Raw genomic sequence first — 22,721 nt, forward strand, 5'->3', positions numbered from 1 at the left:
TCTGCCCATTTTAAGCAGGCATTCCCGCAAATGGCTGTATGTGAGAATTATGTACTCGCAGATAAGCATATTAGAAAAGAATGGACGGAAAATGAAAAAGACGCAAATCATGCAGATGCGCCTTTCTTCATATTCTATGAGCAGACAACTGTAAAGTTGGATATCCCAAGAATTAAATATTTAAGGGATAAGTTTAGCCATGCTTACATTATTCTTATTACCAGTCAGATACAAGACAAACTGATACAAGAATATTTGCAGGCAGGAGTAAATGACACATCTTCTCCTGATGTTGATATAGACAGGGCAAGGGACAGTATAAATCTTATATCTCAAAATGCTGCTGTAATGCTTTCTAAAAGTGTTAAACCTATAAGTGTTAAAGATATACGTGCATTTAGATTGCCTACCTGGAAGAGAACTTTTGATGTTGCATTTTCATTGATAGCTCTTATTGTGCTATCTCCGCTTTTGCTTTTAACAGCTGCTGCAATATGGCTGGAAGACCATGGTGCGGTGATATACAAGTCAAAAAGGGTTGGAAGCAATTATAATGTTTTTGATTTTTATAAATTCAGAAGCATGTATATGGATGCTGATAAGAGGCTTAAAGAGTTTGACAAGGCAAATCAATATGGCGCAAAGCAGGAGGTAAAGGGAGAAGCTATTGATAATCAGCTTTTTGGAGATGACTCTGATTTTGATCCCGATAAGATGGCAAATATGCTTGTTTCTGATGACTGCGTAGTGCCGGAAAAAGAATTCAACGCAGAGAAAAACAGGGAGAATGAACATGCCTTTGTTAAAATAGAGAATGACCCCCGTGTAACAAAAGTTGGAAAAATCATCAGGAAGCTGAGCATAGATGAACTTCCTCAATTAATAAACATTCTGAAAGGAGACATGTCAATTGTGGGCAATCGTCCTCTTCCTCTTTATGAAGCCGAGCTATTGACTGCGGACGAATATGTAGATAGATTTTTTGCTCCTGCCGGACTTACAGGCCTGTGGCAGGTGATGAAAAGGGGAAATGGCGGAGAAATGTCGCCGGAAGAACGCAAACAACTTGATATACAATATGCTAAAACATTCTCATTTTGGATGGACGTGAAGATAATACTAAAAACTTTCACGGCATTTGTTCAAAAAGATGATGTTTAAGTTACAATTTAGCGCAAATTATAACTACTATAAAAGAAAAAATTGTATAATTGCGGGCATCAGTGCGGTTTAAGGTGCTTACAGAATAAAAGGTCAAAGAATAAAAGAAACAAAATAGCTGAATTTATTCATCAAAAGAAAAATCTTAAGAAATGGGAAAAAAGATATTTGCAGTACTGCTATTACTGTCATTTGCTTGTGCCGGGCTGCAGGCGCAGAATAATCAAAAGAAAGAAAAGGATAGAACTACTGATAGGGTTAAAAAGGACATAGAAATAATGCACTATAATCCGATTAGGACTAATAGCAGCGGGAGTGACAGTGCCTCAATTTCTCAGGTCATGCAGGAATTGGCTATAAAAGATCAGGGAGTTTCATCAGTTGCGACTATCATTGCTAATTATAAACCTTTTATTTTGCCACCACTTGATGAGCTTTTTGAAAGGGCGAAAAATAATCCGTCTGTTGTTTTACGTCAACATGAAATGGATTTTGCGTGGCGAGATGTTATGGCAGCAAGGAGAGAGTGGATGAAGTGGGTCCGTGGAAGCGCTGCATACTCTTATGGCAAGTATAATACCAATTTATTTTATCAACAAACTAATATTCCGACTGCAGATACATATTCCAGCCAAAATGCTAGTTACTATTTATTGGGAGCTTCTGTGCAAATAAATTTGTTTGACATTTATAACTATAACAATAATATTCAGCAAAAAAGAGACCAGTATCAGAAGATAGAATACTCTTTTCAGGCGGCTTGGTCAGATGCAATGGAGAAAATAAGTACATCTTATTACACTCTTGTTTACCTTCTGCCAATTGTTTCGCATGGGATTCAGTGGGCAAAACTTGCAGAATTGTCTTATGAAGATACAAAATTGGATTTCATTGCCGGAAGGGCGAAAACATATTCATTATATGAAGTTGAGTCTCAGTACTATAGAGCTGTTCAGGAATTAACTGTAAACTTAAAGGAAATTAGTATCAATGTTAAGTATCTTGAATTGGCGACAAATTCTAAGATTGTACCAGACGAAGTTCCTTATGCTGATGATAAAACCATACAGTCCCCAAATTCTACAAACATTAGTTATCCTGTAAATGTTTCTCAGGGAAAGTCTTCAAAACCTTTATCTAAGTCAGAGAAACGCGCTTTAAAAAAGGCTAGCAAGGATAAAAACAAAACCAAATAAATTTGTCTATTTTATTTAAACATTACGTATATGAATAACGTGGTTCCTAACATATTAAGATTCCTTTATAAGATAAGGTATTGGGTAATTGGAGGTGCTCTTCTGGCATTTATAATAGGGGTGCTTGCAACAAGAAACATGAGGAAAGAATATGAGGTTAATTCTTCTATCTATACTGGATTTGTAGCAGGGTTTTCTATTGGTGATGTATCATCGGGGGAGACCACACGACACTGTTGATTATCAGCAGGTAAATAATTCTGTTGATAATTTAATTGGAATCCTTACTGCGAGATACACCCTAAAGAAAGTGTCATTGCGTCTTGTTTATTCAAGATATGACGTATGGTAACCCGTATAAGGACAATAATTACATAACTGCCGCAGATTTTAGATATGTATATTCTCAAACTCCTCAAGAGGTTAGGAGATCTGATAGATAAGATCTTCTGAAGAGGTTTCTATGCAACGATCTACTTGGCTTACGAGAAAGCTATCCCCAGACAATTATGTATATGGTCTTGTTTAATTGGAACCATCCTCGTTGTATGGATATAATGCGTCTATCTAAGAGTTAAGGTTAAATAGAATTGGTACGAGTGATATTATGGAGACTTAAATATTCTTCTTCAGATCCTGGTGTAGCGTATAATACACTACTGTTTATTGTATGACGAATTCGTTAAAGGAATACAAGTCATTGAGTTTTGGTGAAGTTGATGACGATGTAATTGCATACTTTCATGAGTGAGCTTGGAAATAGCGCAGAAATAATCTAACTAATTCTGAGGACGCACTTACGAGGTATAATGTTGCTAATAGAGTTGTTAATTATGATAAGCAAACTGAAAGCTTTGACATCGATTGGATAAGGAACATCAAATGGCTTATGAGAATGTTTTAAGGACAATATTATGCGTTCAAAAGCAGAACTTGGAAACATTGGATGAACAATATGAAGCGAGTTTTACTCAGTCCATGAAGCATAATACAGAGTTTCCTTAATAGGATGAAGGACCTTAATTCAAAAATCGAAGAATATAGCTTATTTGAAGTATTCCGATGTCCAAAATGGTCAGGCAGATGCAAATAAATTGCAAAAAGCAAATGATGAGTATAAGAATGCCGAAAACAATCTTTTGGAGTTAAAGAAAACACTTCAACTGAAAAATTATACAAAAGATGGCGTTGCTGCGCCAGATTTTATAAACGATTGGTTTGAGGCGCAAATTCAACATGCACGTAGTGGTGCTGAACTAAAAGTGATGGATGATAGGTCAAAGTTTATTGACAAAATTTATGTACATTTCTCTCCTATTGGAACAACTTTGAAGAGGAAGGAAAGAGAAATTAAGTTTGAGGAGCAGGTGTATCTGTCATGACTCTGGTGGGCTTGAACAATGCAAAGCTGCGCAGGAAGAGTCTGCAAGTTAGTTCCTCTTCTTTAAAGATTCTTAATCCCGCCTGATTTCCCTATTTCACCGCTACCTTCTAAGCGCAAGATGGTCATTGATGCTCATATTTCTTGGTGTCGGCTGTATTCTTTATCATTGCGGTGGCTGCTTATTCTGGAAATCTTATGGATAGGTCTTTGCGAGGATAAGTTTAAGGCTGAACGCATTACTAGGTGGAGCTGTTCTTAGCGGCATTCGCCTGAGAAGTCCAAGGTTAGATACAGAATTTACAACAAGCAATCTGAGGATGCTGCGGTTCAGTATATTGCTAATAATATATTCAATAATGTTACTGAGCGAGCAAATGCCTCTGCCCCACTGTTTATCAATGTCTATAGCGATTATGAAAAGGAGGGTAAAAGATTTTTGGTCTCAAGATTGGCTGCGTATTGGGAAACTATTGGTTTTAAAGTTAAATCTTACATCGCAGGCATTGACTTTGTTCCAGATTCCAGAGAATATTATTTTGCGGATTTAGCTAAGTTGTTAAACGATTCGTCAGATTTTGATATTGTCGTAATTGTTCATCCTGTTCTGATGCAGAGTTCTATAGCTGAATCTTTCATAAAACATTCTAATCTTAATATGTTCCTTGTCAGGGCTGACAGAACATGGAGTGATTCTGACCAAGTATTATTTAATGACATCAAAAGGAAGACAAAAGAGGCAAAGACAATGCTTGTTTTGACTCATACTGAACGGGAGGCTGTTGAAATGTTCACTGGTATGTTACCTCCAAATACGTTTTGGCGTAGATTAAAATATAAATTTTTGCAGTTGGGAGGCACAGCATAAAGTCTAGCGATGCCGATAGAACAAGATTTTTATAATAGAGTGCAAAGCAGCACGAAGGGGCATAATAATATGCCCTTCAGGGTTCTTATAATTGCAGCTATTATATTCTTTACGGTTGTAATCTCATATGTGCTTTATAGGATGGGTTATGATGTGATTGCTGCAACATTGGTACCCGTTCTATTCGCATTTCTTTTGATTTTTGCTAGCTCTCCAAAGTCTTATGCTCTTGTAATTTTTATTCTCGGATACACAATAGTTGCACCATGGAGATATTTAACATCATTAAAGCCAGGAATTATATTTGACATTTCCCTAGGGTCTTTGTTCTTTTTAATGATTGTCAATACAATTTTTGGGAAAGTTAATTGGAAAAGAGGATTAAATGGTGCCACCTTTTTATCCTTTTTATGGCTTATTTATTGTGTCTTGGAAATATTTAACATGGAGTCTACATCTGTTGATGCGTGGATGGTTGCTGTCCGCTGGATGGCCGTTTATTTCTTCATTCTAATATTCCTTACTCCGATACAATTGACTAGTTTAAAGAATTTTAGGGTATTCGTATACACCTTTTCTGTTCTTTCTTTATTTGCTGCAGGTTGGATATTTAAGCAAAAATTTATTGGATTTGATCAGGCTGAGTTGGCTTGGTTGGCTGACCCTAAAGTAAGGAATTTCCATATTCTACCATTTGGTATTAGGTATTGGTCGTTTCTTACCGATGCTGCAAATGCTGCTGTTTGTTTGGCATTGTCGGGTTCTTTTTTTGGTGTGTTGTGTTTCTTTTGCGAAAAGAAAAAAGAAAAGATATTTTTTGCATTAGTTGCAGCCCTTTCCATTCTAGCATCTCTGTATACTGGTACAAGGAGCCATGTCGTGATACCATTCTTTGCGCTAATTATTGTAATTATTTGTTCAAAAAGCAAGAAGATGCTTTTTTGGTCTATCCTGGTGATAGTTTGTGCTATCGGTTTTTTCAGATACACTAATATCGGTGATTCTAATACTTACATCTGGAGAGCACGTTCTGCGTTCCATTATGAGAAAGACGCATCGTATATTTTGCGTCAAGAAAACCATAGAAAGATACGTGCTTATATGAGTGGTAAGTATTTCGGCGTTGGTTTAGGAATGTCTGAGCAAAAGGCCTTAAAATATAATCCAGATTCTGAGATTGCTAAGATTCCAACTGATTCATGGATTTATACCGTTTTTGTAGAAACAGGTTTAGTAGGTGTTTTGTTTTATGTGTCAATGTTCCTGTATTTTATTATTTACGGCATATCAATATCTTTACATAAAATTCATGACAAGTTTATTAGGGGAGTAGTTATAGCGGCAACGGGATGTGTTGCAGGTATTTTATTCGCATCATACGGAAATGGGATTCTTGCTCAATTCCCAAATGGCATAGTTTCTTTTGTGTTGATTGGAGTTATATTTGCGGCCCCTTATGTTGATGCCGATTTGACTCAGCAAAAATTAACTGTGCTAGGGGAAGAAAGTGAACAACCTGGGAATGATAACTATTAGCATAATATCTTGATTCTAAGATGAATATAGTTATATCGTTCATCACCGTAAATTACAACGGTATATCCGATACTTGTAAATTAATAGATTCAATTTACTTGCATCTAAATGATGGGTTATTAATTGTTTCAGATGGTAGTGCTATAACTTGTGAAATCATTGTCGTTGACAATAATAAAAAATCTGGCGAACTTGAACTAATAAAGAAAAAATATCCTAATATCACATCTATTCAGAATCCAGATAACTCTGGCTTTGCTGCTGGCAATAATCTTGGAATTAGCAAAGCAAATGGGGATTATTTGTTTTTCATCAATAATGATGTTCAACTAAGAGATGACTCTTTTAAATATTTAATAGACAGAGTGTTATCGTCACCAAAAATTGCTGGTGCATCACCAAAAATTCTCTCTGCTAGAGATGGTAATACTATCCAGTATGCAGGTTATACTCCTCTTTCAAAAATCACTATGAGGAACAAAACAATAGGGCTTAATGAGCAGGATATTGGTAAATATAACGTGGCACATACTGTACCTTATATCCATGGAGCGGCATTTCTTATTAGGAAAGATGTAGTGGAGAAGATTGGAGGTTGGCCAGAGAGCTATTTTTTATACTATGAAGAGTTGGACTGGAGCGAGCAAATCAGACGAGCTGGCTATGAACTCTGGTACGAACCTATGTGTACAGTATATCATTCTGGAAGTGCGTCAATTGGGATAAATTCTCCTGTGCAAGTTTTTTATATGACACGCAATAGAATGATTTTTGCTAAAAGAAATTTTAATAAGCTTAATGCATTTCTGAGCATTGTTTATCAGATGTGTATCGCAGTTCCAAAACAATGTGTTAAATTTGCCTTAAATGGCAAGTTTACATTAATTGCAACTTCTGCTAAAGCTTGTTGTTCAATTAGTAAGGAAGGTAAAGTTAACTTTTAAAGTTTATTGGTATGCCTGCGTATTTACATATTATTGACATTATACTTTTTATTCTGCTTGGAATATCTGTTTTATATGTTTTCTTTTTTGCACTTTTCTCTTTAAAGGCAGGCCATGAGAAATATTCTAGAGCTACAAAAAATTATAAGATAGCAGCTTTTATCCCCGCGTACAAAGAAGATAACGTTATTGAAGAATGTGTCCAACAAGTTCTTGCTCAGGAATATCCTAAAGACTTATTTGAAGTAATTGTAATAGCGGATCATATGGGTAATGACGTTGTAGATAGATTATCAAAGCTCCCGATAGCAGTTATTATTCCAAATTTTGAACACAGTTCCAAAGCTGCGGCGCTTAAATATGCAGTTGAGCAAATAAAAATAGATTTTGACATTGCAGTAGTTCTTGATGCCGATAATATTATTGAGAAAACGTTTTTGCAAGACATTGCGGATGCCTTTGACAATGGAATGGAAGTTGTTCAAGCTCACAGAATTGCAAAGAATACTGATACACCAGTTGCAATCTTAGATGCCTGCAGTGAGGAGATAAATAATGCAATTTTTAGAAAAGGTCAAGTTGCAGTAGGTTTTTCTGCCAATCTGATTGGCTCTGGTATGGCATTCAAGTACAGTTGGTTCCGTGATAATGTGAAGAAGTTGGAGTCTGCCGGAGAGGATAAGGAATTAGAAAGGCTGCTTTGCAAGGACAGAATGTTTGTTGACTTTTTGAGTGAAACATATGTGTATGATCAAAAAGTTAGTAAAAGTTCATCTTTTTATTCGCAAAGGAGGAGATGGATTGCATCTCAGTTCGGGATTTTTGCAAAATCTATTGGAGAGTTTCCCAGTGCTATTTTTAGTGGAAACTTTGATTATGCTAATAAAATATTCCAATGGAGCCAACCCCCAAGGGTTATTTTGCTAGGCTTCGTTGGGCTCATAACTGCTGTATTAACAGTCTTTTACATTGGCTATAGCCTAAAGTGGTGGCTCCTCCTTTTCTTGTTAGGATTTACCTTTGCATTTGGTATTCCAGACAGGCTTGTTAATGAGGATTTTAAAAAGGCAATTGGATCGGTGCCTCTGCTTGGCTTAATGATGTTTGCCAATTTATTTAGGACAAGAGGTGTCAATAAAAAATTTATCCATACTGAACATTAAAATATCATGATGAAAAGTTTAATATTAGGTGCTGGTAAATATGGTCAGGTGTATTTATCTTATTTAAAAGAGTGTGGTGTGAATATCGTTGGTTTTTTAGATGATACTCCTGAATTGCAGGGAATTTCTATCAATGGAATACCTGTTTTGGGTACTATCTCAACACTACCGATATGGAAAGATAAAATCAATGCTGAATCAGTGTATTGCCCAATTGGCAACAATATCGCAAGAGTAAAATTTTTACAAAACGCAATCTCTCTTGGATATAAAGTTCCTAATTTCATTCATCCTAAAGCAAATTGCTCACGCGATGCCAAAATTGGTGAACATGGCATTTATGTTTTGCCGGGGACTACTATAATGCCTTTATGTGAAATACGTGATTTCGTCATGCTTAGTGTAAATGGCACTGTCGCGCATCATTCATTGCTAGAGGAAGGCACATTTTTGTCCACTGGTGTTAATTTTGGAACACGTATTACGGCTCACAAATATGTTTACGTGGGAATTGGGGCTACGATAATGACAGGCGTTTCGGAGCTTGGCGAAAATTGCTTGATTGGGGCTGGCGCTGTAGTGATTAAAGATGTTCCTGCTAATGCTGTTGTTGCTGGTGTCCCGGCTAAAATTTTGAAGTATCAGAAATAGAAATTAAAACATGTTATTTATATGCTCTGTAATAATGTTTCAGCTCTGATGCGATAACATGTGAGAAAGCATTAGCACCATTCTCATTTAAATGTACAGGATCTGAAAAAAATGTTGCTTTGTGAAATGAAGCATCGTCATAGTGATCTATTACTGGTATATCGTATGCTGTACAAATTCTCTTGAATATTTCAATAGACTTATCGTAGTTATTGTCGTTAGAAGCGAAATGCGGAGAAATTACAAAAATTAGTTTTGATTTTCCACGAGTGTCTATTATCAGTTTCTTCAAATAGTAAACTTTTAATGTATCTATATTATTTTTTTTAGTGTCTATAGCAGCAGGTTCTCTTTTTAAAGTGCTGTCGGAGTAGCCTTGGCATCTCACAAAACCATTGTCATTTGGGTCATCTATTTGTAAAAAAGCGGAATTGAGAATCATAAGTGTTTTTGAATTGTACTTATATGAGCTACTTAACATTTTAACCCTGCTTAATGGGTCAACAGAGTTAACAATTTCTTTTATCTCTGGTTCATTATAGTATGTCAATAATGGTGATATATATATATCGTTGTTAGCCTTTTCCAAATCATATTCTGGGAAAAAATCGTATATAATTAATTTTGGATTATACCTTTTTTCTATACTCTTATATATTCCATAAAAACAAATTATCCCTTGCCCCCTAAGTCCGCAATTGTAACAAGACATATGGAGTGAATCTTTTATTACGTCTGGATCATAGTGGAAAAGTGCCCTAGAGGATCCAAAAATAAGAATGTCCTCATTTGTCTTGTCCATTATCTTGTTCATTCTGAATATCTCTCCTCCCTTAGAATTTGAGATAAGTTTATTTAGAATTAAACCATTAATAATATCTATAACAATGGCAATTAATAGTATATATACCAATGTGGTGCAAAATTTTTTCATTATTCGATTAATTAAAAACTTGCATAAATAAAATTACCGGTATTAAGAACGCCAAATAATAAGATTGCAAACAAGACTGCTAGGTATGCGGACCATCTAACGTATGTGTGCCTGTTATTGAATAGTAATATTTTATTTGGGTAGAACTCAAGAAAGTAATCATTTATGAAGAGTATGATAACACTGCCAAGACCATATGTTAATGTTGCCTTGTCCCAGTATATATGAAACGAAGTGTCTGTAAATACTCTATTGATAACTTGAAGCGCACCTTTTAGAGTTGGCAAACGGAAGAATATCCAAGCAAAATTCACAATTATAAATGTTATGACAATCCTAAATACCTTTATCCAACCGCCATAGGTGCATTTTTGTATTCCCCAAAATTTTTCTACGATTTGCGCAATCCCATGTAGAATGCCCCATATAATAAAAGTCCAGTTTGCCCCGTGCCAAATTCCACTAACCAAAAATGTTATAAATATATTATTATAACAGCGTAGCTTACTGCATCTGTTCCCACCAAGAGGAATGTAAACATAGTCTTTCAACCATGTAGATAACGAGATATGCCATCTTCTCCAAAAATCAGTAATGCTGACTGAAAAATATGGTCTGTTAAAGTTGTTAATAATGTCAAACCCTAGCACCTTTCCGACTCCTATTGCCATTAGGGAGTATCCTCCAAAGTCGCTATATATTTGTATTGTGTATAGTATGCTTGCAAATAGGCATGTCAAACCTGTTTGGTGCATGAAACTACTATATACAAAGTCAACATAAATCCCCAACCTGTCAGCTACAACAACTTTCATAAACATACCCCATAGAAATAATTTCATGCCTGTGGTGGCTTTAATAGCATTAAATGGTTTGGTGTTATTCTTTATCTGAGGTAAAAGGCTGCCCGATTTACTAATAGGACCAGAAATAATTTGGGGGAAGAATGATGTAAATAGAGCATAGTCTAGAAAATTGTGTTCAGCTTTTTCTTTTTTATAATAAACATCAAAGACATAGCCTAGTGTTTGAAAAGTGAAAAATGATATACCAATTGGGATCGCGATATTAAGACCTTGTAAATGGAAGCTCATACCCAGCATGTTCAACATCCCAGAAAGTGTGCTATTGATGAAATTGTAGTACTTAAATATGATTAACGGTAAAACAATTATTAGGGTTATCAGAGTAATTACTCCAGTAGATAATTTGTGTTTTTTTTCTATATATAATGCAAGAAAGTAGGTAATCGCGGTCGTCTCAAGAAGAACAAGCGCATATGCAGGTTTCCAATTCATGTAGAAGATGTAACTGGAAACCAACAGTACTATGTTCCTTATTTTTATGCACTTGCAAGGAATTGCATAGTATAATGCAAATACTATCGGAAAGAAAATAAAAAATTTAAATGAATTGAAAAACACGGGTATTTTTTTATTGTATTTTAACTTCAATCATTTTACTAAATTTTTCGGCACCAACATCTGATAGGTGGTCGCAATCAAAGAAGTCGTTGTTTGTAAAACTTGGATTTTGAATATAATCACAGAATGTTATATGTTTATTTGTTAACTGTTTCTCTGCAATAATCTTATAGTATAAATTTAATTGGGCTGTTTGCATTTTTTTGCGGTATTCTTTTGTAACAGGTGGCTGAATAATGAAGAGTCTGATATGTTTCTTATTGCATAAATTGATAATATCATCTAAATAGCCAATATTTCCCAACAATCTTGTAGTATCCATTACCTCATCCTTGGTAAGAATGGTGTGTCTCTTTATAGCTTCGTTTATGGAGTATTCAGTTATTGGAATCTTATTGGAAGACTTATATGCAGTCCCGAATCCTAATCTATTACAACCGCGCATATCTTCACCACGCAAGTATGCCGTTAATTTATCTGCCATCCTTGCGTTTGTTATTTCTAAAGCGAATGGCTTTTTATTGTAGCCCATGTACATTGAGTAGTAGGCAATTCTCCAATTTTCTACACTTATATCCATGTTTGACAATAGGTTGTCATCGGATAGAACTAGAATCACATTCTTTAAATTTTTCTCTTGTTCTGCATATTTATACAGTACAAACTTATCTCTCTCCAAATCTTCTGACACATTTGATAGGTTAAATGCTTTGCTGCTAAGGTATTCAGGGTTGATTCCATAGTAGGCATGTGAGCTGCCAAGTATCAGTGTTTCAACTGTATTCCCGTTTTTCTTCATCCATTCATCTTTGTATTTATATGAGTTAGGTATATGTCTCATATAAACTTCCAAACATGCCGATGCAATAACTATCGGGATGAGAAAATAAATAAATATTTTGAGAAATTTCTTCATGTTAGAATTGGAAATAAATGAATGATGCGCTCTTGCCACCCAAGAATACTATCACAATCAGCATAATGTAATAGATTGCCCAGCGGAGAGCTCTGTTTTTTATGTATGCGTCAAATTGAAGCGGGTGCCTCTTGTCTCTCTGAAGCCACTCAATAATAACCATCACTAAAACCAAGATGATAGATTTCTTTCCAATCGGCAGTCCGGCCACATGTTTTGCAGTAAACATTCCGCCTATGTAACCAAATGCTTGTGAGACTGTTGTGGCTCTGAATATTACCCATCCTATTAGGGCAAGGCAGAATGTCATGAGCATTTGCAGGAATTCTTTTATTGACGGAAGTATCTTTCCCGGAGCAACTATCGTTTTGTATTTTATGTTGATTCCCAAAAGGATGAATACCAAGAATAAAAAGGCATGATAAAGTCCCCACATTACGAATGTCCAGTTTGCTCCATGCCACAGGCCGCAAAGAGCAAATACAATTGCGGAGTTTAATATAGTTCTGCCGGTTCCCTTTCTATTGCCGCCTAGTGGAATGTATATATAGTCTGTAAACCAAGATGTTAGGGATATATGCCACTTGGACCAAAACTCTCTTGGATTGCGTGAAAAATACGGCAGATTGAAGTTTGTCATCAACTGTACTCCAAACAATTTTGCAGTGCCAATTGCAATGTCTGAATAACCTGAGAAATCTCCATATATCTGGAATGTGAATAAAAATGCACCAATGATAAGTGTAGTCCCGTCACAGTTTTGCCAATTTGCAAATATCTGATTTACAGTTATAGCGCAATTGTCTGCAATAACAATCTTTTTAAAAAATCCCCATAACATGTGCCTGCATCCGTCAACTGCATCTTTGTAATCAAAGTGTCTTTCCTTTTGGAACTGAGGCAGCAGGTTGGTTGCTCTCTCTATAGGTCCTGCAACCAGCTGAGGGAAGAAACTAAGGTATGCAGCAAAGTTTACAAAGCTCTTTGATGCTGCAAGCTTGCCTTTGTAAACGTCTATAGAATAGCTTAATGCCTGGAACGTGTAAAAACTGACGCCAACCGGAAGGATTACTTTTACGGTTATGGCATCCATCGTAACTCCAAAGAGTCCAAGCAATTGTGCCATGCTCTCAGCAAAGAAATTAAAGTATTTGAAGAAACCAAGTATACCAAGGTTTACAATTATATTGACGGCGCTAACCAGTTTTTGTTTATTTCTTTTACCCTCATATTTCTCTATCAGCAAGCCACTTAGATAACTAAGAAATGTTGTAAGCAGTATCAGCCCAAGGAATCTCCAGTCCCACCAGCCATAGAATACATAACTGGCAACAAGTACAAAGAAGTTCTGAGCGTTTAACTTTTTAAAGATAAACCAGTAGCAGATAAATACAATCGGCAGGAATACTAAAAAGGCTATTGAATTAAAGAGCATTTCTCACAGTTTTAGGTTAATACGTTCAGCGTTTATATGACAAAAATACAATAAATTGGCTATATTTGTAACAATGGAGTCTTCATCCCCAAAACTGAAAATCTTATGCATAAATTTAAAGGGATAATTGGGAAAGTCAGATATGTTTTAATTGTAGAGTGGTACAATTTTTTTTGGAATATCTTAGGAAAACGCAATAAGATAGTTCCTCACATTGCGTCAATTGAAGAAACTGTAGATAAAATCGTTCACGACAAATGCTCTGTCTCAAGGTTTGGAGATGGAGAAGTGTTGCTTACACTGCCCTGGAAAAATATTGGTTTTCAACATGGCAGTGTGCCTCTGTCTGAAAAATTAACTGAGGTGCTTACAAGTAATCTTCCTAATCATATTGTCTGTTTATCAGATACTTTTAGAGATTTAAAGAGGTACAACAGAAGGACTCGTCGGTTTTGGACTTGCCATTTTTATCTTTATGATTATTTGTGGGCCAGATGTCTTGACCCAAATAAACAATACTATAATACTTTTGTTTCCAGATTATATAGCGATTTTGCCGATAAGAGTAAATGTGGGGCTTGGTTTAAAGATGTCAAAAGAATCTGGGATGGAAGAGATATAATTTTTATAGAGGGAGAGAAAAGCAGATTGGGAGTCGGCAATGACCTATTTGATAATGCTAAGAGTATCAGAAGAATATTGGGTCTTGCATCAGATGGCTTTGAGCGATATAATGATTTAATAGGTCTTGCGAAAAAATTTGGAACAAAAGATACTTTGTTTCTTTTGGCTTTAGGCCCGACTGCTACATGCCTTGCGTATGACCTGGCAAAGTTAGGCTATCAGGCTATGGATATTGGCCACATAGATATTGAATATGAGTGGTGGAGGATGAAAGCCAAAAGAAAGGTAAAGATTAGTCATAAGTTTGTCAATGAGGCTGTTGGTGGAAATGTAGTTACCGATGAAGATAATTTTGATTCAAAGTATAAGTCTCAAATTATTGCTAGTGTTAAAGATATTCCTTTCAAGCGCCCTAGGACTGTTGCATATTGTACCCCTGAAATTTATTTGCCCGGAGGCATAGAGAGAGTGGTTAGTACAAAGTGCAATTATTTTTCTGAGCATTTAGGATATGAAATGTATATAATCCTTACAGATAATCCGGACAAGAAACCTTATTATGATATTTCCAAAAAAGTGCACATTGTTCAGCTTGGAATTAGATATGAAGATTTATGGGACGCAAATATATTTAAGAAGGTGTTGTTTTATGTTAATAAGCAGGTGAAATACAGATACTTGTTAAAACGATACCTTTTTACAATAAAGCCTGATATTACTGTCTCTTGTATGAGGAGAGAGATTAATTTTATTACTGGCATCCATGATGGGAGCAAGAAGATTGCGGAGTTGCATATAAACAAGAGCAACCTTAGGAGATTTGACACTTCCCCTTATGACAGCGGGCCTTCTATTTTGTATAACAAAATTATTCCAAATCTATGGAACAGAACCTTAGTTTCTAAACTTAGAAAGCTGTCAAAGTTCATCACTTTGTCTGAAGAAGATGCTAAACATTGGAAAGAGCTTAATAATGTGGCAGTTATTCCGGACCCTATACCTTTTTTGCCTGAGAGGGTTAGCAATTGTTCTGCTAAGAGAGTAATTGCTATTGGCCGATATGTGCCTCAGAAAGGTTTTGATATCCTGTTAAATATCTGGAAAAAAATTGAGAATAAATTTCCTGATTGGGAACTATGCATTTACGGTCCCGGAGAAATAGATTTCTATAAAAAAATAGCATCAGATTTAAATCTAAAGCATTGTAAACTGTTTGGCGCCATTACTCCGGAACAAGTTAACCAAGAGTTTGTCAAGTCCTCTATACAAGTGCTTTCATCTAGATATGAGGGCTTTGGAATGGTTATAATAGAGGCTATGGCTTGCGGATTGCCAAGCGTATCTTTTGCCTGTCCATCCGGGCCTGCTGATATAATTACTGATGGTAAAGACGGTTACCTGATTAAATCTATGGACCAGGATGTCTTTTGCAGTAAGTTGTCATCATTAATGTTGGATGAAAACTTGAGAAAGGAGATGGGGGCAAATGCAAGGAAGACGGCTGAAAAATATTCTATTAAAAATATAGCCGGGCAATGGATTGAATTATTTGATGAAGTATTGGGAGAGAAAAAATAATACTAAAAACGATATGAAAGAGAAGTGGTATTCAAAGTATGCGACTGTGTATGGCAAGCCATATACTTCTGAGTATAAGCAGATAGCTGAAGAAATTAAATCAAAGATTTTAAAGCTTCAGAGTGACAAGCCTGTTGTATCTGTTGTGATGATTGCGCATAATGAAGGGGAGAATTTACTTTCCAATCTTTGGTCAGTATCTGAAATGCAATGTAAGTATCCCGTTGAAATTATTGGAGTTGATAATGATTCTACAGACAATTCGGTCCAAGTTTATAGGGATTGCGGTTTAGAGCCTTTGCTTGTAACAGACCATCATACTGCAGGAGCTTCCAGGCAGGCGGCTTTGGAAATATCCAGAGGCAAATATTATGTTTGTATGGATGGTGATACGATGTATCCTCCAAAATATATTGAAACCATGGTGGACGCATTAGTGGCTGACGATAAGGCAGTTGCCGCATGTGCAAAATGGGACTTTCTTCCAAGAGAGGGAGTGTCAAGAATGGGTATGAAGTTTTACGAAATTCTGAGGAACATTCATTTAAATGCTCTTTCTCATAAAAGGCCCGAATTGGCAGTTAGGGGTATGACACTTGTTCTTGTTACTGAATACGCAAAAAGATTTGGTTTCAGAAGAGATATAAAAAGCGGAGAAGATGGTTCTTTAGTCTTGAGATTGAAGGAGTTGGGTAAAGTCATTTTTGTGCACAATAAAAAGACGCTTGTCATGACAGGATGGAGAACTATGTCAAAGGATGGAACTTTAAACGATGCGTTGATTCATAGACTTAAGAGACATCTTAAAAACATATCCTACTATTTTACATCTACAAACCATTATGATGACGACAGTTCTAATCTTAATAAATAATGAAGACTAATCAGAAGAATACACCAGATTGTTTGAGGGATAAGATACTTTCTCTTGTAAAAGAATATTATAAAACATCTTCTTCAAAGGATAAGTTTATTCCGGGCAAAAGTTATATTCACTATGGCGGGAGATACTATGATGAGAAAGAGATGGTGAATTTGGTGGATTCATCTTTGGACTTTTGGCTTACGCAAGGACCTTGGACCCAGAAGTTTGAAAGCGAGTTTGCCAAATGGCTTGGAGTGAGATTCTGCAGCGTTACTAATTCAGGTTCTTCTGCAAACTTGCTTGCGTTTACCGCATTAACGGCACCTGAACTTAAGGAAAGGCAGATAAAAAAAGGCGATGAGGTTATAACGGTTGCTTGTGCATTCCCAACAACTGTAACTCCAATAATTCAATATGGAGCCGTCCCGGTTTTTGTTGATGTTACAGTACCGGAATATGATATAGATGTTGCACAGCTGGAAAAGGCATACTCGCCTAAAACCAAGGCTGTGATGATTGCGCATTCTCTTGGCAATCCATTTAATTTGCAAGCGGTTAAGGCATTTTGTGACAAGCATAATTTATGGCTTGTAGAAGATAATTGTGATGCCCTTGGAAGCACATACAAGATTAAAGGAAAAGAGTGTAAGACCGGCACAATTGGTGACATAGGAACAAGCAGTTTCTATCCTCCTCATCACATGACTATGGGTGAAGGAGGTGCTGTTTATACAAACAATCCCCTGTTGCATAGATTGATAAACTCATATAGAGATTGGGGGCGTGATTGCTGGTGCCCAAGCGGAAAAGACAATACCTGCGGGCAAAGATTTACCAAGCAATATGGTGAACTTCCATTGGGATATGACCATAAATATGTCTATTCTCATCTTGGCTATAATCTGAAAATCACGGATATGCAGGCTGCAATAGGGTGCGCGCAGCTTAAGAAGCTGGATAAGATTGTGGCAACGCGCAGAAAGAATTTCCAATACATCCTGGATGGCCTGAAAGGGACAAAAGGCTTAGTCCTTCCAGTCCCTCAAAAGAATTCCAACCCAAGCTGGTTTGGTTTTTTGATTTCAGTAAAAGAGAATGCAGGTTTTACACGCAATGAGCTTACAAAGTTTTTGGAAGAGAGAAAAATACAAACGCGCAACTTGTTTGCAGGCAATCTGTTGCGCCATCCTGCATTTATCAATTTGGATAAAGAGTCCAAAGGAAAAAATCAATTTTACAGAGTGGTTGGAGAGTTGAGGAATACAGATTTTATTATGAACAACACTTTCTGGATTGGAGTTTATCCGGGGATGAGGAAACCAATGCTGGATTGGATGATAAAGTCAATCAGAGAGTTCTGTGATATTAAGCGGAAATAGCGTGAATAGTATTAATAATTAATTATCAGATTATGGGCAGTGATATTTTTAACGGATTCTACAAGGGCAAGAGAGTCCTTGTGACAGGCCACACAGGGTTTAAGGGTTCTTGGCTTTCTATATGGCTGCACTCTCTTGGTGCTGAGGTTATTGGAGTGGCACAGGAACCATATTCTGATAAGGACAATTATGTGCTAAGCGGATTGAAAGGTAAGATTGTTGATTTGCGTGGAGATATAAATGACGGAGCTCTGATGAAAGAAATTTTCCGCAAGTATTCTCCGGAAATTGTGTTTCACCTTGCAGCCCAGCCGCTTGTAAGATTAAGTTATGAAATACCTGTTGAAACTTATATGACTAACGTGATGGGTACCATCAACATAATGGAGGCCATCAGAGCAACTGATAGTGTGAGGGTTGGAGTGATGATTACAACAGACAAATGTTATGAAAACAAGGAACAGTCAATAGGTTACAAAGAGTCTGACCCTCTTGGAGGTTATGATCCTTATTCATCTAGCAAAGGTGCTGCAGAGATTGCAATTTCCAGCTGGAGGAGAAGTTTTTTTAATCCCGATAGTTATTCCTCTCATCATAAGAGCATTGCAAGTGTGAGAGCGGGCAATGTAATTGGCGGAGGAGATTGGGCAAAGGACAGAATTATTCCGGACTGCATTAGAGCAATTGAGAATAACAATGTAATAGAGATACGTTCACCAAAAGCAGTAAGACCTTGGCAACATGTTCTTGAGCCGCTTTCCGGATATATGCTGCTTGCAAAGAAAATGTATGAGGAGCCTAAAGCATATTGTAGTGCATACAATTTCGGCCCTGAGAATCACGGCGTTGCAACTGTGTGGGATGTGGCATCCAAAGTTGTTGAATACTATGGAAAAGGCGAACTTAAAGATGCCTCCGTGCCTGGAGCATTGCATGAGGCAAACATGCTTATGCTAGATATCGCTAAAGCAAAGACACAGCTTGGCTGGTCTCCCAGATGGAACTTAAATGAGTGCGTGAAAGCGACTGTGGATTGGTATAAAAACTATCGGGAAGAAAATGTTTATGAGCTGTGTTTGAAGCAGATAGATGAATTCTCCGGTTGTAAATAAATTGAGGATATGAATATCATAAAGACTTCTTTTGACGGATTATTAGTTTTGGAAACGGTTAATTTCCAAGATAATAGAGGCGGATTCCAAAAACTCTTTAATGCGGATTTTTTTAAGCAGAACTGGCTGGATGTAGATTTTAAGGAGATATATTATTCTGTCTCTCAAAAGAATGTGATAAGAGGGATGCATTTTCAGACCCCTCCGGCTGACCATGTGAAATTAGTGTGGGTGAGCAGGGGACACATTAAGGATGTGTGTGTAGATATTAGGAAAAAATCTGCAACATACGGGAAGTGTTTCTCAGTTGAGCTGGATAATAATGCGGGCAGATATCTCTATATACCAAGGGGTTTTGCTCATGGGTTTTTGTCATTGGAGGATGGGAGCATTGTAAATTATGCGCAGACTTCTTGCTATTCTCCAGCTCACGACAGTGGAATATCTCAGAAATCCATTGGTTTTGACTGGGGTGTTGAGAATCCTATTGTCTCCGGAAGAGATTTGACCTTTGAGGATTTGGAGAACTTTAATTCTCCGTTTTAACGCAGATTTGAAGTATATTTGCGAGAACACTTTGATAATTAAAATCTAAGCTATATGAAAGCAGTAATTCTGGCAGGCGGTTTTGGAACAAGATTGAGTGAGGTTACTAATGTAATCCCAAAGCCGATGGTTGAAATTGGCGGAAAACCAATCATTTGGCATATCATGAAAATTTATAGCCATTATGGAATAAATGATTTTGTTATATGCTGCGGATACAAGCAATATGTCATTAAGGAGTACTTTGCAAACTACTTCCGCCATAACTGCGATATGACTGTTAATCTGGCTGATAATAGCGTTGAGATTTTAGATAATCACTCAGAAAATTGGAAAGTTACGATGGTTGATACCGGAGTAAATACAATGACGGGCGGACGTGTTAAAAGAATTCAGAAGTACATTGGAAACGAGCGGTTTCTTCTTACATACGGAGATGGCGTAGGAAATATAGATATTAAGAAGACAATAGAAGAGCACAATAAAAGTGGCAAATATCTGTCGCTTACTGCGTACCAGCCTGCGGGAAGATTGGGCGTTTTGGACATTGAAGATAACGGAAACGTGCAGAGCTTTATGGAGAAACCTGCCGCCTCCGGTACATGGATAAACGCAGGGTTCTTTGTGTGCGAACCTCAAGTGTTCAACTACTTGCAGGGAGACAGCGAGATGTTTGAGAGAGAGCCTATGCAAAGGATAGTGGCTGAACATCAGATGCATGCGTACAAGCATAGTGGTTTCTGGAAACCAATGGATACTTTGAGAGACAATAATGAGCTGAATAAAATGTGGGATGAGGAGAAGGCCCCTTGGAAAGTTTGGTAATATGGATAAGAAAATTCTCATAACGGGCGCAACAGGTTTTGTCGGTAAAACCTTGATTCCTTATTTACACAATAATGGAGTTAAGGACATTGCGTTGCTTGTGAGAAATGAGGAGAAAGCGCATCGTTTGTTTGGAGATATAGATTTAAGAATCATCTCTTTGCAGGATGAGAGCTGGAAAGATGAAGTTAAAAATTTCAATGCTGATATTGTAATTCATCTGGCGGCTTTTTTCTCCACCAAGTATGATGATTCTACTGCTGTAAATTTGGTGAACAGTAATTTACTTTTCACGACAGAGCTTTTGGTTGCTCTCCAAGATACTGATTGCAAGTATTTTGTAAATACCGGGACGTTCACTGAATTCCTTTATGGTGACGGCAAATATTTCCCGGCAAATCTTTACTCTGCAACTAAAACGGCAGAAAGGTCTATAATCCAGTATTTTACAAATCTGTCTGGAAGAAAATGGATAAATATTATTCTTTATTCTCCTTACGGCAGAAAAAATGACTATAAGAAAGTTATTGATTATATGGTAGATGCAATGGACGCCAAAGAGCAAGTTGCATTCAGCAAGGGAGAGCAGGTGCTAGATTTTATTCATGTAGACGATATTGCCGATTTTTATTTGAATTTATTGCAGAAGATTGATTTGCTGAACAATCCTTTTGAGGAATTTCATCTTGGAACAGGTGAGGGTCACAGTATTAGAGAGGTTGCGCAGATTATGGAGGAAGTTTTTGGTAAAAAAATTAATGCAAATTGGGGAGGACTTCCATATAGAAAGTTTGATATTATGCATGCCATTGCCCCGGTTAAGAAGAATAAAGATGTTCTTGGGTGGATGGCAAAAATAGATATGCACAGTGGTATGGAAATTTTTAAGGCAGATGCAGGTCTGAATAGAAACTGATTATCGGGCTATAAGTATTTAATTTATAAATCTTTACTTTATGGGAAAAGTAAATGATAAAACAGATTTTTTTAAGTACGTAGATTCATTTGCAAAAGATGAAGGTGTTAACTCTTTGTTAGTTAAAGGGGATATCTCATCTGTTGCCCCTGCTGTGACTATTGCTATCCCTACCTACAAGAGGCCAGAGTTTATTAAATGTGCAATTGATTCTGCACTTGCTCAGAAAGATTTTGATAACTATGAAGTTGTAGTGGTTGATAATGACCCTGAGAGAGATACTGAAACTGAAAAAATTGTTTGTGCAATTGATAACCCTAAACTAAAGTATTACAAGAATGCTGAGAATCTGGGTATGTTTGGGAACATGAACAGATGTTTCAAACTCTCTAGAACCAAGTGGGTTACTATACTCCATGATGACGATATGCTCACTCCAGATTATCTTTCTTCTGTAATGGGTGTAGTGGCAAAAAGGCCGGATATTGACATGCTTAGTTCTCGTCATTCAATTATGGATGTAGATGGGCATGAATGCACTTATGTGACCGATAAATTTTATTATAAGTTGAAAGGTGGAATATGCAGGATGAGGCTAAGAGATTTTACTTATTACTTTCCAACCCGCAGCATAGGATGTTTGTTTAACAAGGAAAAAGTTGAGTCTTTGGGAGGTTTCAATCAGGAATTTTATCCTACATCAGATTATGTTTTCTGCGCCATTTTTTGTCAGAAATTTAAAGGATATGATTATAACAGGTTCATTTACAGGTATAGAATGGGTAGAAATGAATCTGCCAATCCTGAGACCTACAAGGTTTCTATTGTAAATGATTATTACTTCCAGCTTGCAATGGAAAGAGTGAGAGGGCGTGATTCTGATTTCTTTGATAATACGATTGAGGCCAACGCAATAAGAAGAATGAGCGGTTATGAAATGAGAGTTTACGGAATTCAGGATAGAGATTTTGCAAAAGAAATTTTAAAGGGGAAAGCAAAGAAAATACACAACGTATATTGCAAGCTTTCATATACTTATGCAAGAGTAAGAAAAATGACAGCCTTTGCTTTGTCCAGATATTTTGGAGGAATTAGATAATGTTAGACGACAAACCAAAATTAAAGAAATTTATTCATTGGCTTCTTACTAATGAGCTTACTTGCCGTCCAAGATGGTGGGCGAGAGTGTTTGTGAATCCTTTTTTTATTAAGAGAGGGCGTGGTTCTGTGATAAGGCACAGCGCTCGTCTTGATTTGATTCCGTCTA

The 22,721-nt window shown here is 36.7% G+C and carries 21 protein-coding genes; 17 read left to right on the forward strand and 4 right to left on the reverse strand.

What is annotated here, in order from left to right; translation table 11 throughout:
- Positions 1-348: 348 nt before the first annotated feature.
- The 9 genes from LKM37_05750 (at position 349) to LKM37_05790 (ending at position 8,900) form a co-directional block, all read left to right on the forward strand.
- Positions 349-1,161: a sugar transferase gene (locus LKM37_05750; GenBank protein MCI1720503.1), complete on the forward strand. Its 813-nt coding sequence runs from the start codon at positions 349-351 to the stop codon at positions 1,159-1,161.
- Between the two features lie 152 nt (positions 1,162-1,313).
- Positions 1,314-2,357, forward strand: a complete 1,044-nt coding sequence (locus LKM37_05755; GenBank protein MCI1720504.1) for a TolC family protein — start codon at positions 1,314-1,316, stop codon at positions 2,355-2,357.
- A 30-nt stretch (positions 2,358-2,387) separates the two neighbouring features.
- Positions 2,388-2,597 (forward strand): hypothetical protein, encoded by a 210-nt coding sequence (locus tag LKM37_05760; GenBank protein ID MCI1720505.1) that lies wholly within the window; start codon positions 2,388-2,390, stop codon positions 2,595-2,597.
- 809 nt (positions 2,598-3,406) lie between these two features.
- Positions 3,407-3,739 carry a hypothetical protein gene (locus LKM37_05765; protein MCI1720506.1) on the forward strand — a complete coding sequence of 111 codons (333 nt, stop codon included), beginning with the start codon at positions 3,407-3,409 and terminating at the stop codon, positions 3,737-3,739.
- A 438-nt stretch (positions 3,740-4,177) separates the two neighbouring features.
- Positions 4,178-4,606 (forward strand): hypothetical protein, encoded by a 429-nt coding sequence (locus tag LKM37_05770; GenBank protein MCI1720507.1) that lies wholly within the window; start codon positions 4,178-4,180, stop codon positions 4,604-4,606.
- A 9-nt stretch (positions 4,607-4,615) separates the two neighbouring features.
- Entirely contained in the window at positions 4,616-6,142 is a 1,527-nt protein-coding gene (locus LKM37_05775; GenBank protein ID MCI1720508.1) for an O-antigen ligase family protein, read from the forward strand.
- A 20-nt stretch (positions 6,143-6,162) separates the two neighbouring features.
- Complete coding sequence (locus LKM37_05780; protein ID MCI1720509.1) at positions 6,163-7,086, forward strand: glycosyltransferase family 2 protein; 924 nt, start codon at positions 6,163-6,165, stop codon at positions 7,084-7,086.
- Positions 7,087-7,097: 11 nt separating this feature from the next.
- Positions 7,098-8,249 (forward strand): glycosyltransferase family 2 protein, encoded by a 1,152-nt coding sequence (locus LKM37_05785; GenBank protein ID MCI1720510.1) that lies wholly within the window; start codon positions 7,098-7,100, stop codon positions 8,247-8,249.
- A 6-nt stretch (positions 8,250-8,255) separates the two neighbouring features.
- The gene (locus tag LKM37_05790; protein MCI1720511.1) at positions 8,256-8,900 is read left to right on the forward strand and encodes a NeuD/PglB/VioB family sugar acetyltransferase; all 645 of its coding nucleotides are present in this window, start codon (positions 8,256-8,258) and stop codon (positions 8,898-8,900) included.
- A gap of 13 nt (positions 8,901-8,913) precedes the next feature.
- On the opposite strand, the gene LKM37_05795 is transcribed toward LKM37_05790, so the two are convergent.
- The 4 genes from LKM37_05795 to LKM37_05810 form a co-directional block, all read right to left on the reverse strand.
- Entirely contained in the window at positions 8,914-9,834 is a 921-nt protein-coding gene (locus LKM37_05795; GenBank protein MCI1720512.1) for a hypothetical protein, read from the reverse strand.
- 11 nt (positions 9,835-9,845) lie between these two features.
- Positions 9,846-11,132, reverse strand: a complete 1,287-nt coding sequence (locus tag LKM37_05800; GenBank protein ID MCI1720513.1) for an MBOAT family protein — start codon at positions 11,130-11,132, stop codon at positions 9,846-9,848.
- Between the two features lie 136 nt (positions 11,133-11,268).
- Positions 11,269-12,213, reverse strand: coding sequence for a DUF1574 domain-containing protein (locus tag LKM37_05805; GenBank protein ID MCI1720514.1), 945 nt, complete (start codon positions 12,211-12,213; stop codon positions 11,269-11,271).
- On the reverse strand, positions 12,176-13,609 hold the full coding sequence (locus LKM37_05810; protein MCI1720515.1) for an MBOAT family protein: 1,434 nt from the start codon (positions 13,607-13,609) through the stop codon (positions 12,176-12,178). Before LKM37_05810 ends, LKM37_05805 begins: the two co-directional genes overlap by 38 nt.
- 105 nt (positions 13,610-13,714) lie before the next feature.
- On the opposite strand from LKM37_05810, the gene LKM37_05815 reads away from it, so the two are divergent.
- From LKM37_05815 to LKM37_05850, 8 genes are read left to right on the forward strand one after another with little or no spacing between them, the layout of a single operon-like run.
- Positions 13,715-15,811, forward strand: coding sequence for an SP_1767 family glycosyltransferase (locus tag LKM37_05815; GenBank protein MCI1720516.1), 2,097 nt, complete (start codon positions 13,715-13,717; stop codon positions 15,809-15,811).
- Positions 15,812-15,824: 13 nt separating this feature from the next.
- Positions 15,825-16,685 (forward strand): glycosyltransferase family 2 protein, encoded by an 861-nt coding sequence (locus tag LKM37_05820; GenBank protein ID MCI1720517.1) that lies wholly within the window; start codon positions 15,825-15,827, stop codon positions 16,683-16,685.
- Positions 16,685-18,055 carry a lipopolysaccharide biosynthesis protein RfbH gene (gene rfbH / locus LKM37_05825; GenBank protein MCI1720518.1) on the forward strand — a complete coding sequence of 457 codons (1,371 nt, stop codon included), beginning with the start codon at positions 16,685-16,687 and terminating at the stop codon, positions 18,053-18,055. Before LKM37_05820 ends, rfbH begins: the two co-directional genes overlap by 1 nt.
- Before the next feature lie 32 nt (positions 18,056-18,087).
- A complete protein-coding gene (gene rfbG / locus LKM37_05830; protein MCI1720519.1) occupies positions 18,088-19,167 on the forward strand; it encodes a CDP-glucose 4,6-dehydratase in 1,080 nt (359 codons plus the stop codon).
- Between the two features lie 9 nt (positions 19,168-19,176).
- Positions 19,177-19,713 carry a dTDP-4-dehydrorhamnose 3,5-epimerase family protein gene (locus tag LKM37_05835; GenBank protein MCI1720520.1) on the forward strand — a complete coding sequence of 179 codons (537 nt, stop codon included), beginning with the start codon at positions 19,177-19,179 and terminating at the stop codon, positions 19,711-19,713.
- Positions 19,714-19,767: 54 nt separating this feature from the next.
- Complete coding sequence (gene rfbF / locus LKM37_05840; GenBank protein MCI1720521.1) at positions 19,768-20,538, forward strand: glucose-1-phosphate cytidylyltransferase; 771 nt, start codon at positions 19,768-19,770, stop codon at positions 20,536-20,538.
- A 1-nt stretch (position 20,539) separates the two neighbouring features.
- Positions 20,540-21,454, forward strand: coding sequence for an NAD(P)-dependent oxidoreductase (locus LKM37_05845; protein MCI1720522.1), 915 nt, complete (start codon positions 20,540-20,542; stop codon positions 21,452-21,454).
- Positions 21,455-21,494: 40 nt separating this feature from the next.
- The gene (locus LKM37_05850; protein MCI1720523.1) at positions 21,495-22,553 is read left to right on the forward strand and encodes a glycosyltransferase family 2 protein; all 1,059 of its coding nucleotides are present in this window, start codon (positions 21,495-21,497) and stop codon (positions 22,551-22,553) included.
- Positions 22,554-22,721 lie beyond the last annotated feature (168 nt).

It is taken from the genome of Bacteroidales bacterium, assembly GCA_022647615.1.
Classification (GTDB): Bacteria; Bacteroidota; Bacteroidia; order Bacteroidales; family UBA932; genus Egerieousia.

Coding starts and splice junctions, on each gene's coding strand:
- LKM37_05850 (MCI1720523.1), top strand. CDS start 21,495: ATGGGAAAAGTAAATGATAAAACAGATTTTTTTAAGTACGTAGATTCA.
- LKM37_05780 (MCI1720509.1), top strand. CDS start 6,163: ATGAATATAGTTATATCGTTCATCACCGTAAATTACAACGGTATATCC.
- rfbF (MCI1720521.1), top strand. CDS start 19,768: ATGAAAGCAGTAATTCTGGCAGGCGGTTTTGGAACAAGATTGAGTGAG.
- rfbG (MCI1720519.1), top strand. CDS start 18,088: ATGGGCAGTGATATTTTTAACGGATTCTACAAGGGCAAGAGAGTCCTT.
- LKM37_05820 (MCI1720517.1), top strand. CDS start 15,825: ATGAAAGAGAAGTGGTATTCAAAGTATGCGACTGTGTATGGCAAGCCA.
- LKM37_05795 (MCI1720512.1), bottom strand. CDS start 9,834: ATGAAAAAATTTTGCACCACATTGGTATATATACTATTAATTGCCATT.
- rfbH (MCI1720518.1), top strand. CDS start 16,685: ATGAAGACTAATCAGAAGAATACACCAGATTGTTTGAGGGATAAGATA.
- LKM37_05835 (MCI1720520.1), top strand. CDS start 19,177: ATGAATATCATAAAGACTTCTTTTGACGGATTATTAGTTTTGGAAACG.
- LKM37_05785 (MCI1720510.1), top strand. CDS start 7,098: ATGCCTGCGTATTTACATATTATTGACATTATACTTTTTATTCTGCTT.
- LKM37_05775 (MCI1720508.1), top strand. CDS start 4,616: ATGCCGATAGAACAAGATTTTTATAATAGAGTGCAAAGCAGCACGAAG.
- LKM37_05760 (MCI1720505.1), top strand. CDS start 2,388: ATGAATAACGTGGTTCCTAACATATTAAGATTCCTTTATAAGATAAGG.
- LKM37_05815 (MCI1720516.1), top strand. CDS start 13,715: ATGCATAAATTTAAAGGGATAATTGGGAAAGTCAGATATGTTTTAATT.
- LKM37_05790 (MCI1720511.1), top strand. CDS start 8,256: ATGATGAAAAGTTTAATATTAGGTGCTGGTAAATATGGTCAGGTGTAT.
- LKM37_05750 (MCI1720503.1), top strand. CDS start 349: ATGCTTTCTAAAAGTGTTAAACCTATAAGTGTTAAAGATATACGTGCA.
- LKM37_05810 (MCI1720515.1), bottom strand. CDS start 13,609: ATGCTCTTTAATTCAATAGCCTTTTTAGTATTCCTGCCGATTGTATTT.
- LKM37_05755 (MCI1720504.1), top strand. CDS start 1,314: ATGGGAAAAAAGATATTTGCAGTACTGCTATTACTGTCATTTGCTTGT.
- LKM37_05800 (MCI1720513.1), bottom strand. CDS start 11,132: ATGAATTGGAAACCTGCATATGCGCTTGTTCTTCTTGAGACGACCGCG.
- LKM37_05845 (MCI1720522.1), top strand. CDS start 20,540: ATGGATAAGAAAATTCTCATAACGGGCGCAACAGGTTTTGTCGGTAAA.